Source organism: Paenibacillus sp. strain BS8-2 (genome assembly GCF_054483835.1).
Genome location: NZ_CM137010.1, coordinates 3,225,894 through 3,242,208 on the forward strand (window position 1 = coordinate 3,225,894; position 16,315 = coordinate 3,242,208).

The following is a 16,315-nucleotide window of genomic DNA, read 5'->3' on the forward strand; positions in this document are numbered from 1 at the left end:
AGAGAAATCGATGTATGATGGTGAGAAATGGAAGTGGGCATCTCGTTCAGGAAGGAGTAAGGAAATCTTATGTTATGGCTCACTTTATCGGTGTTGGCAGCGGTCGCGTTCGGTCTTAGGGGCATTCTGTATCATTGGAGCAGCCAAAAGCCGGTCAATCGTAATCTGATGTTATGCGGCGTGTTTGCAATGGGAGCGATCGTTAATTTGACAGGGGCGCTCGCCATGTCGTCCGAATGGACGATAAGTTGTTTGGTCGGCCTCCAAATGGGGTTGTTTTCGTTCGGCGCCAATGCGAGTATGTTCAAAGGTTTTGCAGTTGGCAAAGCGTCGTTGGTCGCCATTCTGACTGCATTGCCGTCAGTGGTCGTCGTGGTCGCTGCTTTCTTCTTGTGGAATGAACGAATTGGAGGGCTGCAGCTTCTGGCTTTCGCAATTATTATAGGAGGCGTATTGCTTGTTCGTTACTCCAGCGATCTCACGCTCCGCAATCTGCAAGGAGCGCAGTGGGGATTGCTCGCGATGCTTTTATTCGCATTCAACGACCTTAGCGGCAAGTGGTCGACGCTGCTCGGAGCCGATCTGATGCCGACGCTGTTTTTTATGTTCACCTCGGGTACATTGTGTTTCTTCCTGTGGTGGCTCGTAGATCGGCGGAGGGAGCGTACCATGCAAGAAACAGCCGCATCCGTGGAAGCTGCTTCAACGGAAGGAGCAACTGAAGGGTTGGCACTATCAAGCAGGGCGGAATGGAGCGTTAAAAAAACGTTTGTGACGGGTCTTGTTATCGGCCTTACCAATACGGCAGGCATGCTGCTTATCGTAACCGCATTCGATCTTGGCAAAGCGGGCCTCGTCTCGGCGGTCGTGGCATTGAATGTGCCGCTCGTGCTTCTATATACGAGATTCGTGGTGAAAGATAAGTTTACCGTCACGGAAACGACGGGCATCGTATTGTCGCTCGCCGGTATTTTGTTAATGAGGCTGTTCGGGAATTAGTGGAAGGCGGCAAACAATGAACGAATAAAAATAATCTGCATCCCACCGTATCAACGGAGATGCGTTTTCTAATTGCGATGAAATCGCGATGCAATAATGGTTTAGAGGTGAAGGGAAATGGAACTACACTGTGAATCAGATGTCTTAAAAGATTACTTAATTGAGACAACTGAAATCGATTATAATCATCGTTTAATTGTTGAGCTGACATCCAAACTGGTTGAAACGTCAGCAGATCAAGTGGATTTTATTAAAAAGTCTTATGAGTATGTTCGGGATGAGATAAATCATTCCTGGGATATCCAGAGTACTAGAATCACATGTACGGCTTCAGAAGCATTGTTTTTTAAGGAAGGCATCTGCTATGCAAAATCGAACTTGTTGTGTGCAGTATTAAGAAGAGCAGGCATACCCTCCGGCTTTTGTTATCAACGGCTCACGTTAGGGGACACACCGGATACCGGTTATTGTATCCATGCTTTAAACGCTGTGTATATACTCAAGTACGATAAATGGATCCGCTTGGATGCTCGTGGCAATAAATCAGGGATCCACGCCGAATTTTCATTAGTAGGAGAACAACTCGCTTTTCCGATACGAAAAGAATATGACGAGATCGACTATCCTACCATTTTTAAGCTACCGAACCCAAAAACAATTGATGCCTTAAGACGAAACTCAGACTGCATTTCTATGTATCTTCACGGTTTACCAAATGAAATATAGTTCAACAACAAACGGGAACATTAGCTGGATATTAACAGCGGCAGTCTAAAAATAGAAAGTTGCCATTTAACGATATATCGTATAGTATTCTTGGTAATACGATATATCGTTAATGGAGGTAGCGGCATGAGTGAACAATGGAAACAAGAAGAACGACTGTTCTTGCACCTGGGCAATGAAAGAGAGACGGGTGGTTCGGGCAAACGTTATTTTAGCAGGGGGGGCGTCAAGTACGCTCTACTCGAATTGCTGGAGCAAGAGAACATGCACGGTTACCAAATGATGAAGGCACTCGAGGAGCAATCAGGCGGCACGTACAAACCGAGTGCAGGCTCCATCTACCCCACCTTGCAAATGCTGCGCGATCAGGGCTTAGTCCATGCCTACAAGCAGGATGGCAAAAAGATATTCGAAATAACGGACGATGGCCGAGTCTATCTGCAGGAGGAGAAGGAGAAACCGGAATCGCCTGAGTCCGGCGATCAGAGCTGCGAGTCGCGTGAGTCTAACGGTGGCGAAGACGAAAGCGGCCAATGGGGAGGGGCTCGTCGCAACCGTAGACTTACTCCAGCCGGGAAGGAGTTGCTGCATTTGCTCAAAGCGGCGGAGCGGACAGCACTCACCGATATAACAAAAGCGGCACAGTTGAGATTGCTTCTGACTAACCTGCGTCGAGCCCTACTCGAGATTACGGAGGAGGATAACGGCGGCATCGGCGAGGGGGAACAAGAATGAATGGAGGCCCCTCTACCAACGGCGCATTCCGCCCCGGTCGCGGAATGGGCATGGGACGATTCGGCACTGGCGAGAAGCTGAAGCCGGCTAGCATATTTGGTATGTTCGCCAGAATTTACGAGCATGCCAGGTTGGAGTGGCGGGCTATTGCGATGGCGGTCGTATGTATCATTGCCGTCTCGCTATTGGAATTTATCGTTCCTCAGTTGACACGTTACACGATCGACGAGCTCATACCCAGCAAGCGCTTTGACCAGCTGTTCGCGATTGGAGCAGGTGTGCTCGGCGCGGCAATTGCACTAGGTCTGCTGCGCTTTCTAAGCACTTCACTGATGGCCTCGATTGGCCAGAAGGTGCTCTACAAACTTCGGAACGATCTGTATCGGCATATGCAGGGTCTGGACGTATCCTTCTTCGATCGCAACCGCACAGGTGACTTGATGTCGCGCGTTACCAATGATGTCAGCATCCTGCAACAGATGATTTCCTCGAGCATGATGCAGCTGTTCACCGATTTCTTCACCTTTACGGCCATCGCTATCTATATGCTCTGGATCGACTGGAGACTGACGCTGCTTCTGCTTGCGACGTTCCCGTTCATGATTCTGACGACGAGATTGTTCGGCAAGCGAATGCGTGCTTCGTTCCGCAAAGTACAGGAATCGGTGGCGGATGTGAGCGATCATCTGCAGAACTCACTGACAGGCATTCGGCTGATCAAATCGTTTACGGCTGAGGACTATGAGTCCGACCGTTTCTCCGAGCGTACCCGCAAAAATATGGACGCCAACATTCAAGTCGTGAGGCTGCGCGCCGCATATGAGCCGATTATCGACTTTCTTAACTTCCTGGGTCTTGCCATTGTACTTGTGTTTGGCGCGTGGTTATCCATGCGGGGCGAGATGTCGATCGGTACGATCGTCGCATTTATCGCCTACTTGCGGCTGCTTCAAAATCCGATTCGCCACTTTAGCCGCATCATCAATACGATTCAACAATCGGCTGCCGCGTTCGAACGCATTATGGAAGTAATGAACACCAAGGCGGATATCATCGAGAAGGAAGACGCGTTTCAATTGCCGCCTGCGCACGGCCAAATCGAATTCCGCGATGTACGCTTCGCTTACTCGGATGAGTCGGTTGTGCTAGATTCTTTCAATCTGACGCTCGAGGCTGGCCGAATAACCGCGCTCGTAGGATCGTCCGGCTCCGGCAAAACGACAATTGCCAATCTGATCCCTAGATTCTACGAACCGCAAGACGGCGATATCACGATAGACGGCTATTCTCTAAAGGATGTAGGCATTGTCTCCCTGCGCGAGCAGATCGGCATCGTTTCTCAGGATATCGTTTTGTTCAATGGGACAATCGGCGAGAATATCCGGTACGGAAATGCAGGCGCTTCGGATGAAGAGGTATGGGCGGCAGCCAGAGCGGCGAATGCCGACAAGTTTATTGAAGCGTTCCCGCAGGGCTTCGAAACGCAGATAGGAGAAAGAGGCGTCAAGCTGTCAGGCGGGCAGAAGCAGCGGATATCGATCGCGAGGGCTATCCTGAAGAATCCGCGCATCATCATTCTCGACGAAGCGACGGCATCGCTCGATTCGGAATCAGAACAGCATATCCAGGAGGCACTGTCAGTGCTGCTTAGAGGTCGTACCTGCCTGGTCATCGCCCATAGATTGTCGACGATTCAGCAGGCCGATTGTATTCATGTGCTTGAGCAAGGCCGAATGTTGGAAAGCGGGAGCCACGAGGAGCTGCTGCGACTGCAGGGGAGATACAGCCAGCTTTACGAGCTCCAGTTCCCCCAGCTGGAATCGGCGAGCCAAGGGACACAACGACAAGATTGACGCTAGCCAGATGGCCTGTTGACTGGTAGACTTATGTATGGAGTCGCTAGGATGCGGTATTCAACTGGGAAAGAAGAGATCACCATGACGATTTTCTTACACATACTGATGAACAATGTTTTGCCAATGGGCGTGCTGATCGGGCTCGGCATCGTGCTTCAGCGGGCGTTCAGCCTGGATATCAAGACACTATCGAAGCTTAACTTCTATCTGTTCTCACCTGCTATCATGTTTAATCTTCTCTATAATACGGAGCTGCAGCTGTCGCTTATCGGCAAGGTATTCTTGTTCCTTCTGCTCTTCATGTTCTCGCAATACGTTCTGATCGAAATCGTAATCAGGATCAAAGGTTATCATCCAAGCATGAGAAGCGCGATGAAAAACAGCGTCCTGTTCTACAATAGTGCCAATTATGGTATACCGCTCAACCAGCTGGCTTTTGCCGGACTAAAGGAAACGCTCGCGATTCAGATCATCGTCATGATGGTTCAATCGCTAATTCCGAATACATGGGGCATCTACAATGTAAATGCACATAAGGCGGATATGAAACAAGTGTGGCGGACGATTCTATCCATGCCGGTTATCTATGTTATACCTGGGGCGCTCGCGCTGCGTTGGCTGCAAGTACCGATCCCGGACGCGATCGAAATGCCGATTACCTACCTGGCACAGGCATTCATCGGAACGGCACTGATTACACTTGGCGTGCAGCTTGGCAGCATGGAGTGGCGAATTAAGCGTTCGCTGGCCGTTGACGTATCCATCTCCGCGGCCTTGAGGCTGGTGGCTGGACCGCTTCTCGCATGGGGCATCGCGACGCTGATGGGGCTCGACAAGCTAACCGCCGCTGCGCTTATCGTATCGTCTGCTGTACCGACTTCACTCAGCAGCGTGCTGCTTGCCGTGGAGTTCGACAACGAGAAGGAGTTTGCTACGCAGGCGGTATTCTTGTCTACGGTAATCAGTATTATAACGGTTACGGTCGTGATCTTCTTCTTGAATATACAAATCTAGTTTGATAGGAGACATCCCCTGCATGCGAGTGCGGCTGTGGATGTCTTTTTTTATGCAAATTTTAAGATTATAATCGTTATTTAGGGATTAAAGGTAAGTTCGTTGAAATACACACCATTTCTGACATATTTGATATTGTGATTGGTAATTGAGGGAGATAAAATGGAAAAAGATGATAATAGATTCTCTGATAGGAGGGAACTGGAATTCAAAACGCAGCTGCATCTTCTGATATTGTAATTGGAAGCGGTATCACAAAGTCGTTTGGTCGCGGGCCTTCCGTCGTTCATGTATTAAACGGAGTCGATATCACCATACCGTCAGGCTCGTTAATTGCTTTTAAAGGCCGGTCCGGCTCAGGCAAAACAACATTAATCAATCTGCTCAGCGCACTGGATCGTCCAGACGGAGGGCAGGTCATGTTCGAAGGTAAAGAGTTGACCGCCATGTCTGATCAAGAGCGCGATGGGATTCGCAGAACGAGGATGGGACTGATTTTCCAATCGTTTGCCCTTCTTCCTCTTATGTCCGCATACGAGAATGTGGAGTTCGTGCTTCGGGTATCGGGATTCCCGGCCAAGGAGCGCAAAGCTGCCGCGGAAGCCGCGCTGGAGCAGGTCGGGTTAAAGAGCCGCATGTCGCACAGACCCTTTGAGCTATCGGGAGGCGAGCAGCAGCGGACAGCCATTGCCCGGGCAATAGCCCATAAACCTCGTTTGTTGCTTGCGGACGAACCAACAGCGGAGCTGGATAGTCGAACCGGCTTGCAAATTATGAGAATTTTTCGAGAGCTGGTGGAACAATCAGGCATGACCATCATCATGACGACTCACGACCCCGCCATTATGGAGATTGTAGATCATGTATACGAACTGGAGGATGGACGAATTGTCGTTCCGGGCTAATCGCATGAAAAAGATAACAATGATAACAGCGGCTCTCGCTGCCGCACTGTCGCTTACGGGGTGCTCGCTATTGCCAGCTGAGGAGGAGGCGTTGAAGCCGCCGCTCGTCAAACCGCCGCAAGAGAATTATCGAACAGTCGAAGTCGTGAAGGGGAGAATTACGCAAGAGATTCGAGGGAATGGCACGCTGGAATCGTTTTTCACGGATTCTATGCAGTTTAAAGCAGGCGGCGGTATCGTCAAGGAGGTACTGGTCAAAGCGGGGGATGTCGTGAAACAAGGCGATCCGCTTATTCGTCTCGATACGGGAGACATGGACATTGAGCTTAAGCAGCTGGAGTTGAATGCTACACGCTCGAACCAAGCATTAAAAGCGGCGAAACAGAATGGCGACAGCGACGGATTAAAGGTCGCTCAGCTGCAATACGATATCGATAAGCTAAGATACGAAAGAATGTTGTCCGCCTTTGACGGCAAGCTTCTGGCGGCGGAGATGGAAGGGCAAGTCACATACGTGGCTGACCTGAAAGAAGGAGATCCCGTGCGCGAGTTCGACACGTTGGTTGTCGTTGCGGATCCCAGCCAGCTAAGACTCGCATTCCAGACGGATGGTTCGCCGGACGTCAATCTTGTGAATGTCGGCGCCAAGGCGGAGCTGACCTTTGACGGGAATACTGAGCTTGTGGGCAAGGTTGTCCAGACTCCGTCATCTGCTCCATTCACAGATAATCCGGTCGCTAAGGAGCGTAACGGAAAGATGATTTTTGTCGAGCTCGAGAAGCTGCCGCAAGGGGCGAATATCGGTACTCGCGCAGATGTGAAGGTACTCTTGCAGGAGCGCGATGATGTCATCGTTATTCCGCGCAGCGGCTTGAGAAGTTATCTTGGACGTACATTTGTACGGATCCTTGAGGATGGTGACAAGATTCGTGAGGTCGACGTAGAGACGGGCATCAAAGGTTCGACGAACATCGAGATTACGAAAGGGCTGGAGGCAGGCATGCAAATCGTGCTTCCGTAGCAGGTGACTAATCGATGGCTCTATTCGTAATGATCATTCGCAAGATGGTGCAGAACAAGTGGCTGCTCGCAAGCTTGTTTATGGGCATTCTCATCTCTGTAGCTCTGGTAAGCAGTATGCCGATCTATTCGGAAGCTGTGCTTTCCAGGATGCTGCTTAAGGACCTTGAGAACCTGCAGACGACTTCTAATCAATACCCCGGCACTCATTATTCGAATGTAATCAAGACCAACGAAACGCTGGAACAAATCAATGCCAAATATAATCGAGTAGACGCTTATATCCGCGAGAAGGGGGCGGATTCATTCAGCTTGCCCGTGCAGGAACTCGTCGCCAGCCTGCAGTCCATGTCTCTCAGGATGAAGCAGGCCGATGATCCGAACCCCATATCCGACGAGAACCAACAATGGGTCACGCTCAAATCGTATGACGGCTTGGAGGAGCATATCAAGCTCAAAGACGGCAAACTCCCCTCGCTTGCACCGGTGGATGGTGTCTATGAAGTGCTTGTGACAGAAAGCGGCCTTAGCCACTACAAGACGGTATTGAACAAAGAATTTGTGATCGAGGATAAGAAGGCTGCAGCCAAGGTCCGGGTGAAGCCGGTCGGCGTATTGGAAAAGCTGGAAGATGATGATCCATACTTCCGATTTGGCAACCTGAGCGATATGAACAATACGTTCCTCTTGCCATTTGCAGCAGGGGAGCAGTTGATGCTCCGTGATGGCGTGCTGCCGCTAAGCACAGCTGCTTGGTATATCGTCATGGACTACACCCGTATGGAGCTTCGTAACGTGGAGCCCTTCGTAGCGGCGCACGATACGATGAAGACCGAGCTTCAGCGCAGCTTCGTACAGTATCAGACGAGCTCAGAGACAAGAGCGCTTCGTACGATCAGCGTATATCAAGAACGCGCGGAACAGCTTCGTACGTTGATGTGGGCGCTGAATGTGCCGATCCTGCTTATGCTGGCGTTCTACATGTTCATGGTATCCAACCTGATTGCTGGTCGTCAGCGGAATGAGATCGCCGTACTGCGAAGTCGTGGCGCGGCAAGATGGCAGGTCATTGCCGCATATCTGACTGAAGGATTGTTGTTATGTTGTGCCGCGTTTGGGCTGGCACCGCTCCTCGGCGCATTATTGACAGAGGTGCTGGGAGCCTCGAACGGTTTCCTCTCGTTCGTTCAGAGAGTGAGCTTACCGGTGCGCATTACAGAAGAATCTTATCGCTTCGCGGCTGTCGCGTCTGCCGCATGTCTGGTGATCGTTTTGATCCCGATCATCATGGCAACTCGCGTCAGCATTGTTAGCCATAAGCAGCAATCCGCCAGGCTTACGGGCAGCCCGATCTGGCATAAGATGTTCCTCGACGTTATTACGCTGGGGCTTGCCTTCTATGGCTTGTATACATTCCGCAAGCGGCAAGAGGATCTGCAGGCATTGGGCCTTAACGCGGAGGATCTGGCGATCGATCCGCTCCAATTTATTGTGCCCGCCCTATTTATTATGGGGGCAGGGTTGCTGCTGCTGCGATTATATCCATGGATTCTCAAGGGCGTTTATTGGATCGGCAAGAAGTGGTGGCCGCCTTCGCTCTATGCCACACTTATCCAAGTGGGTCGATCCAGCAGCCAATACCAGTTCCTAATGATATTCTTGATTATGACAATAGCGACAGGTGTGTTTAGTGCTTCCGCGGCAAGAACCATTAACGCTAATACAGAGGACCGAATCCGTTACGGCAATGGCGCGGATATGGTATTGAGCGTCAATTGGGTCAACGATGCACCGCCACCGGCAGGACCGGGCGGAGGACCACCGGAAGCCGCTGCCGCAGCAGGCCCCAGCGAAATTCATTATTTGGAGCCGGCGTTCGAGCCGTTCAAGACATTGCCTGGCGTCGAGCACGCAGCTAAGGTATTCACCAAGAAGGATGCCAGCTTCTACGTCAATGAGGCGTCCGGAGGCGCGACGTTGATCGGCATCGATACCGATGAATTCGGGATGACAACCTGGTTCCGGGATGGCTTGCTGGACTATACGCTTAACGATTATTTGAATCTGATCGCACCGGATACAAGCTCAGTGCTGATCTCCCGGACGCTTGCCGAGCAGAAGGAAGTCAAACCCGGCGATACGATCTGGATCGGTTGGCAAGAGGTCACGCAGCAGCCGTTCAAGGTGTATGGCATTATCGATTATTTCCCAACCTTTAATCCCAATCCTCCGCCTGGTACCGTCAATGTTAGCGAGGATGCCGTCAAAAACGCGCCTATGCTGATTGTCGGACATCTACCGCGCATTCAGGTGCAGCTCGCGCTTGAGCCATATGATGTCTGGCTTAAGCTTGATCCGGACGTATCGACGGCCGAAGTATACAATGGCATCGAGGAGAACAAGCTGTCGGTCAGCAGTATCGTCAATACGCGTGAACAGCTGATCAAGGCCAAAAATGATCCGTTCCTGCTGGCGCTGAACGGCGTGCTGACGCTCGGATTCGTACTTGCGATACTGGTCAGCTTTATCGGATTCCTGCTTTATTGGGTGCTGTCGCTTCGCGGCCGTACGCTCCAGAACGGCATATTGCGAGCCATTGGTCTATCTGTTCGCAATCTGATTGCCATGCTTGCGGCAGAGCAGATCCTGACCTCCGGCGTTGCGGTGCTGCTGGGCGTTATCGTCGGCAACGTGGCCAGCTGGCTGTATGTCCCGAACTTCCAGATCGCCTTTAATCCGAGCAGCCTAGTGCCGCCGTTTATGGTGAAATTCGAAGCCGCGGATTACATGCGAATCTATATCATGGTCGGATTGATGCTGCTGATCGGTCTCGGCATTCTTGCGTATATGCTGTCGCGTCTGCGCATCCATCAAGCGCTCAAGCTCGGGGAGGACTAAGAGATGATTCATTGCGAAGGACTCGTAAAAATATACAAAACAGCCGATCTCGAAGTGTTCGCCCTGCAAGGTCTTGATCTACAAATCGAGTCAGGCGAGCTGATGGCGATTATCGGGAATAGCGGAAGCGGCAAGTCGACGCTGCTGAACATGCTTGGCGGCCTTGATAAGCCGACGGCGGGCAAGTTGACTGTTGACGGCAAGGATATGCTGAAATTTACGGAGCGCGACTTAGTTCGTTACAAGCGGGAGAGTGTAGGCTTCGTATGGCAAAATAACGCCCGTAACCTGATCCCGTATCTGACTGCGCTTGAGAATGTGGAGCTGCCGATTCTGCTCACCGGGCGACGCAAGCGGTGGAGGGCGAAGGAGCTTCTTGAGGCTGTAGGCCTTAGCCACCGGGCGAACAACAAGCTGTATCAGCTCTCGGGCGGAGAGCAGCAACGGGTCGCCATCGCCATCGCGCTTGCCAATCATCCCAAGCTGCTGCTTGCAGACGAGCCGACTGGCTCCGTCGATTCCAAGATGTCTAATCAAATTCTGGATTTGTTCCGTGAGCTTAACCGCTCCATCGGCATTACGATCGTGATCGTCACGCATGACCCGGAACTCGCCAAGAAGGTCGACCGAGTCGCCGCGATCCGTGACGGCAAGATATCCTCTGAGATGCTGCGCAAACGTTCCTATGCGGAGGAGCTGGCGGCGATGGAGGAGGAGCAGTCGCTGGAAGGCGAATCCCACATCGAATACGCGATTCTCGACAAGGCGGGCAGGCTGCAAGTTCCTGCCGGCTACCTCGAATCCATTGGCGTGAGCAATACGAACAAGGTCCGGGTAGAGCTTAGCGAAGGCCGAATCGTGTTACTGCCTCCGGAAACGAAATCGGAGGGGGACGGCAACAAATAAGCGGCATATCGGATTCTGCGTACGACCGGAATTTCAACTGAGTGAATAGACAAGGCTCCCGCTTCGCGATCGCGCGAAGCGGGAGCCTTGTTTGTTAGTAGCAGCGAATTTCGTAAATTGCCGCCGATGGGTCGCCATTGGTTGTCTCTACAACGACACGCAAGCTGGTCGTCGTAACCGGGGAGTCCAGCTTATGTTTGTTCAGCTGCTGGAAGTTGTCCGTGGTCCGGACGATAACCGTCCATGCTCCATCTATCCATGCTTCGATCCGGTAATCCTTAGGGCATTGCGGATCCCGGAAGAAAGGGGTGTAGTTATGATATTCCTTGAACAAATGTCCAGGGAATGTAAGTTGAAGCTCGGCAATCGTTCGCGGCTCCTCCCAGCGTAAACTCACTTGCTGCGGGAGAGGCTGGGCCGGATCGGAAATCCATTGGTTCGTGCTTCGATGAGGCCTAGTAACGCCGCTAATAACCTGCTCGGCGCCGAAGCTGGCTTGCGGCGGAGAGATTCGGTAGCTAAGCGTTCCGCCGTCGTTGTACCTGCGCATCTTGCCGCCGCCCATATCATAAGCGGCTACATGACCAGGAATCACTTTGCCTGCCGAGTGCCATTGCACGTTCGGATTACGATCCAGCTGCAATCTGACGAAACGTACACCAGTCCCTGGAAGACCCAAATCAAGCTTCCAGCCTACCCAAAGCTTCTCGCCCGGAGGAACGACGAGGATTGATTCGGCATAGACTTGACCCGTATGGACGCGGTAGTCCCAGATATGATCGACAGGCACGATGCTGGCGCGTACCTCTTGCGGGGCGAAGCTTGCGTTGCTTAAACATACGTCAATGCTTTCGATGTGGCCGGACTCAACGGCAATCCATTGACCGCGTGTCAATGTTAAGGGCTCATGTTTGCCGATGAGTGCCTCTTGCAGCTCTGCGCTGCGGAATCCGTACGTATAATCGCGGCTTGCCGGCCCGCTGCCATGGACAAGCTGAACGCTGCTGGCGGTTACCGAGGCTTGACGCGCAAGATCTCCGTCATCTTCATTGATCGCGTTCGGCAGGAAGCAGCCGTCTCTCAGTAATTGTTGGCGAATATCGACCATGGCTTTGTCGGTCAACTCTTTAAGCTTTAGCCCGTTGCGCAGCGCGTAAGCGGCGCCTGTGCCTGCTGCCTGTCCCATAAGCGCCGTTGTGGACATGACCCGCACGGTGCCAAGCGCAGCATGGGTAACACTGACGTTGCGTCCGGCCATCATCAAATTGGTGACGTCCTTTGCGACCATGATGCGGAACGGAATGCCATATGGTCCGCAATAGCTCTTCTGGGCGTAGTCGCTCGTTTCGTTATATCCCTCGGCGCTAGCAGGCTCCGCGTGCTCCGCAAGAAGCCCGCCTGGCGTATGGAGATCGACAAACCAGCCGCCGAATGCGATTTCGTCATCGAACTTGGTCAAATTCTGAATATCATGCTCCGTCATAAAGTATTCGCCGATGATGCGCCGGCTCTCGCGTTTGCCCGGAACTTGGCCGATCCAATCCAATGCGAGATTCACCGTCTGTTCCTTAAGCAAAGGATCGCTATTTTTCATCCAATCCCATATACCGAGCGTATGTCTGGTTAATTCGTGGCGAATAGTCTCGTTGTCATAGATGGTATTCCAAGGCACTCCGATCTCGATCCACCAGTAACCCGATTCAGTGTCGTAGAACATCCTTCCCTGCTTGGAGAAGTAGTCAGGATCCTCATGTTTGACGGCCCAGTCCGGGGCACGGAACGGAACGGGACGTCCCATATCCTTGGCCCGGAAGTGGATGGAATTGCCCATTGTTTTGGTGCTTGCTTCTGCCGGAGCATGTGGCTCGTTAAATTCGTCTTTGCTTTCGGTTCCCCAGCGCCATTCGCATCTCGCTTGATCCGCTACAACGCCGTCGCCCGTGCAGTCGATAAACAATTGGCCTTGGATATCAAGCTCGGTTTCGGCATTGGCCACTATAGCACGAACCGAAGTAATTTCTCCATCACTAGTGGTTACGCTTTGAATGGAAGTGTTCAGGTGGAAGGTCAGATTCGGCGTCGAGACGGCCATGTCGTACATCACCATGTCCCAGACGCTGTTCGTCCAACCGTTTTCTCTGATCTTCTCGTGGTTCACCGCGCGTTCAGCGATTAATAGTTCCGAAATGATTCCAGTTTCCCTGGCGTAGGCATGGAAGGCAGCTGCGCCATGTGGCGTTACCCGGATCTCCGAGGAACTGTTGCCGCCGAACACGGGACGGTCTTGTATGAGGCAAACGGATGCGCCTTGCCGGGCTGCAGCTACCGCAGCACAGAATCCTGCGAGTCCGCCGCCGCAGACGACAAGATCGTATGATTGCGAGATCGTTTTCATGAACATTCACGCTCCTGATTGTAATTTGAGCATATAATTTACTCGTGTAAATAAAGAATTGTTTTAATGTTAGCACGGAAAGTTTTGCTTGCCAATAGGGTGTCTGATATAATTTTACTCGAGTAACTTTTTCGAATGCGGGGAGTGTTTGTTTATGGCTAGCCGGAAAGAAGTCGCAGACCTCGCGGGGGTTTCCGTCGCAGTTGTTTCTTATGTGTTGAACGGCAGGGATAACGTTAAGGAAGAAACCAAACAGCGAGTACTTGCGGCTGTGAAAGAGCTTAAATATGAGCCGAATCTATTGGCTCGAAGCCTAAAGACGAAGAGTACGAACCAAATCGCAGTATTCGTTAATTATTTGGGCAATCCATTTGAAGCAGGGATTCTGCTTCGATTGGAGGATGCAGCGCGACGTGAGGGTTATCTACTGTTTTTCCAAGCGTATTCAGAGGAGCAAGAAGAACAGCTGATTACGGCGCTTCGAGGACGGGTTGACGGCATATTCTTACTTGGGCAATGTCTTAAGCCGGAGACGATGGAACGGCTGCACTCGACTCGTATTCCTGTTGTTTCGATTAACATTGGTGACGACGTTGCGGGCAATGAGGTGTCCAGCATTGATCTGGATTGGAGTTCTCAATATAAGGAGTTGATTGGGCATCTACTTGCCGTCGGGCATAATCGGCTCGGATTTATGACAGCAGGCAATGGCGGTGCGTATCTTACTCATCGATATCGTGCGTTTCGGGCGGCGTTAGCGGAGCTAGGCGAGGAGTCGGTGCTGGTTGCGGAGCTGGATGGCAGCGGCCGAGCGGAAAACGCCGAGGCGGTATTCGCCGAATATCTGAAGGAACATCCGGCAGGGATGCCATTCACCGCGCTGATATGCTCCAACGATCTGATGGCTGCAGGCGTCTTGTTAGCGGCAAAAACACATGGCATTGCCGTACCGGAATGTCTTGCCATCGCGGGCTCGGAGAATATTATGCTAACGACGTTAACGACGCCCGCATTGACCGTCATTCATTATCCCCGCGAGCAGGTGGGCGAGCTTGCATTGTCAATGATGACGAGGCTGCTTAATGGTGAAGAAACGATCCATTACACGCTTGAGGGAACACTGACGGTTAGAGGCTCTAGTCATTGAATACGAACAAAAGACGCTTGCTTCCCGATGGAAAATCGGAAAGACAGGCGTCTTTTGTTGGTTGAAGTTCGATATTTGGTTTGCTGTCAAGCGTAGCTAGGCGTTTAGCGTAAGTACAAGCGGCTTGTTGATTCCCAGATGCCACCTGGCTCCAACGTTACGAGACCGATATCCTCCGCTGGCAAATCGACATTCGGCGCGTTAACCAAGTTTAGCTGAGGCTCCGGACAGAAGAAACCTGGTGTCGCATTATTATTCCAGATCATCCATTGCTTATAGGCTGTGCCAACGTCGTATACCAACGTTACACCAACACGATTGTCCGTGAGCTCCATCTTGTTGCGGCCATCGCGTGTCGAGCTTGTGTAATGGTTGTCCATTGACTGCCAGAATGGTGACACGCCGGTTGTTTGCATGGCGATTTCTTCTTCTAGCAGCGGCTGGTGGTTGCCTGTTGGCAGCATGCGGGAACTAAGCTCCCAACGCTTGCCAGTTGTCATTGTGAACGTATAATCGTCCGACGTGCTGCCTGGCACGAACGGTGCGTTGATTGTCGTATGGAACGCGATCATGCAAGGCATCGCTTCTTCGCCATTGTTGCTGACCATTACATGCTGCAGCAGACCGTTGTCGCTGAGCGAATAACGTAAGCGGAGCGTGAAACGGTGGGGCAAATATTCGAAGATCGCATGCGATTCGTCGATCGTGATGCTGAATTGTGCATAACTCTCTGTGGCGGTTACGCCGTAATCTTCGATACTCCATGAGGCATCGTGCAGGAAGCCGTGCAAATGGTTGCCCGTGGTTGCCTCGTTAATCGGGAACGTGTAAGTTCTTCCGTTCCAAGTAAAGGTGCCGTCCTCGTAGCGATTCGGAGGAAAGAGCAGGGGAATACCGTGAACGATTGGCTTCTTGCGGAAGTCGACCATCTCCTCGGATGTTGGCTCTCTTAGAATATTGTAGCCTTGTGCAGTGTCCCGGAAAGCGATCAAATTCGCTCCGACATTAGGAAGCGCTGCAGCTTCGTATGGTCCCCATTGGAGCCAAATGGCTTGTTCATCATGGAATTGCCCAGCGTATGCTTGTCCTTGCTTTGTCATTGCAGTAGTTCCTCCTTGGCTCATATACATTGTAAGAGATGGTTTAGGAATTCGGAATCTCGTCTCTAGCATACCAGCGCAGCACGAAGCAAACAACCGCCTATTGCTCGAGGAGCAATAGACGGTTGTTTGATCAAGCTAATATCGGCTATGCGGACAAACTATTGCGCGAACTGCCGGTATACTTGCTCGATTGCGTATTGCTTGCGGCGGTTGACATGCAATTGCTTGCAGTCCGTGTTCTGTGATCCGAAATATACCGTTCCGTCCGATATGGATCTGATCTTGCTAAGATTAATGAAGCAATCCGAACTGATTTGGAAATAATTTTTTTCGTTCGTTAAGCGACGGAGTTCTTCGACAGACATACTCTTCTTTCTATTGTAGTTTCTGCCATGGAAGCTTACGAGTCCTTGACTTCCGAGCTTGAAGAACAGCACGTCCGTCTCTTGATCGAAATTCTCGTATACATTCTTCTCATCTAGCGCAACACTCATCATCCCAAATCCCCCTTATAAGAATAGAATCTATGAAATGTTAGCGCTTACATTATAACATATTCATTTGAGCTTGTGAAGGGGGATTGGTAAAAAAAGTGTTTGTGATGCCAGAAA

General features: G+C 51.4%; 13 protein-coding genes. 10 read left to right on the plus strand and 3 right to left on the minus strand.

Translation table 11 applies throughout. From position 1 onward, the window contains the following. Positions 1–69: 69 nt before the first annotated feature. The 9 genes from ACX1C1_RS13805 (at position 70) to ACX1C1_RS13845 (ending at position 11,059) form a co-directional block, all read left to right on the plus strand. A complete protein-coding gene (locus tag ACX1C1_RS13805) occupies positions 70–999 on the plus strand; it encodes an EamA family transporter (RefSeq protein ID WP_458952775.1) in 930 nt (309 codons plus the stop codon). A 117-nt stretch (positions 1,000–1,116) separates the two neighbouring features. Continuing rightward, the gene (locus tag ACX1C1_RS13810; RefSeq protein ID WP_458952776.1) at positions 1,117–1,725 is read left to right on the plus strand and encodes a transglutaminase-like domain-containing protein; all 609 of its coding nucleotides are present in this window, start codon (positions 1,117–1,119) and stop codon (positions 1,723–1,725) included. A gap of 126 nt (positions 1,726–1,851) precedes the next feature. Beyond that, positions 1,852–2,460: a PadR family transcriptional regulator gene (locus ACX1C1_RS13815; protein WP_458952777.1), complete on the plus strand. Its 609-nt coding sequence runs from the start codon at positions 1,852–1,854 to the stop codon at positions 2,458–2,460. Next, the gene (locus tag ACX1C1_RS13820) at positions 2,457–4,313 is read left to right on the plus strand and encodes an ABC transporter ATP-binding protein (RefSeq protein WP_458952778.1); all 1,857 of its coding nucleotides are present in this window, start codon (positions 2,457–2,459) and stop codon (positions 4,311–4,313) included. The genes ACX1C1_RS13815 and ACX1C1_RS13820 overlap by 4 nt, the downstream gene beginning before the upstream one ends. A gap of 84 nt (positions 4,314–4,397) precedes the next feature. After that, positions 4,398–5,330: an AEC family transporter gene (locus ACX1C1_RS13825; RefSeq protein ID WP_458957678.1), complete on the plus strand. Its 933-nt coding sequence runs from the start codon at positions 4,398–4,400 to the stop codon at positions 5,328–5,330. Between the two features lie 206 nt (positions 5,331–5,536). After that, positions 5,537–6,235 (plus strand): ABC transporter ATP-binding protein, encoded by a 699-nt coding sequence (locus ACX1C1_RS13830; protein WP_458957679.1) that lies wholly within the window; start codon positions 5,537–5,539, stop codon positions 6,233–6,235. After that, positions 6,192–7,256 (plus strand): efflux RND transporter periplasmic adaptor subunit, encoded by a 1,065-nt coding sequence (locus ACX1C1_RS13835; RefSeq protein WP_458952779.1) that lies wholly within the window; start codon positions 6,192–6,194, stop codon positions 7,254–7,256. The genes ACX1C1_RS13830 and ACX1C1_RS13835 overlap by 44 nt, the downstream gene beginning before the upstream one ends. A gap of 14 nt (positions 7,257–7,270) precedes the next feature. Beyond that, complete coding sequence (locus tag ACX1C1_RS13840; RefSeq protein WP_458952780.1) at positions 7,271–10,153, plus strand: ABC transporter permease; 2,883 nt, start codon at positions 7,271–7,273, stop codon at positions 10,151–10,153. Between the two features lie 3 nt (positions 10,154–10,156). Then, positions 10,157–11,059 carry an ABC transporter ATP-binding protein gene (locus tag ACX1C1_RS13845; protein WP_458952781.1) on the plus strand — a complete coding sequence of 301 codons (903 nt, stop codon included), beginning with the start codon at positions 10,157–10,159 and terminating at the stop codon, positions 11,057–11,059. Positions 11,060–11,153: 94 nt separating this feature from the next. Here ACX1C1_RS13845 and ACX1C1_RS13850 read toward each other — a convergent pair whose 3' ends face one another. After that, positions 11,154–13,454 (minus strand): FAD-dependent oxidoreductase, encoded by a 2,301-nt coding sequence (locus ACX1C1_RS13850; RefSeq protein ID WP_458952782.1) that lies wholly within the window; start codon positions 13,452–13,454, stop codon positions 11,154–11,156. Between the two features lie 154 nt (positions 13,455–13,608). On the opposite strand from ACX1C1_RS13850, the gene ACX1C1_RS13855 reads away from it, so the two are divergent. After that, on the plus strand, positions 13,609–14,601 hold the full coding sequence (locus ACX1C1_RS13855) for a LacI family DNA-binding transcriptional regulator (RefSeq protein ID WP_458952783.1): 993 nt from the start codon (positions 13,609–13,611) through the stop codon (positions 14,599–14,601). 104 nt (positions 14,602–14,705) lie between these two features. On the opposite strand, the gene ACX1C1_RS13860 is transcribed toward ACX1C1_RS13855, so the two are convergent. Both ACX1C1_RS13860 and ACX1C1_RS13865 read right to left on the minus strand, forming a co-directional pair. Further along, complete coding sequence (locus tag ACX1C1_RS13860) at positions 14,706–15,701, minus strand: aldose epimerase family protein (RefSeq protein WP_458952784.1); 996 nt, start codon at positions 15,699–15,701, stop codon at positions 14,706–14,708. A 161-nt stretch (positions 15,702–15,862) separates the two neighbouring features. Beyond that, positions 15,863–16,201: a hypothetical protein gene (locus tag ACX1C1_RS13865; RefSeq protein WP_458952785.1), complete on the minus strand. Its 339-nt coding sequence runs from the start codon at positions 16,199–16,201 to the stop codon at positions 15,863–15,865. Positions 16,202–16,315: the final 114 nt, after the last annotated feature.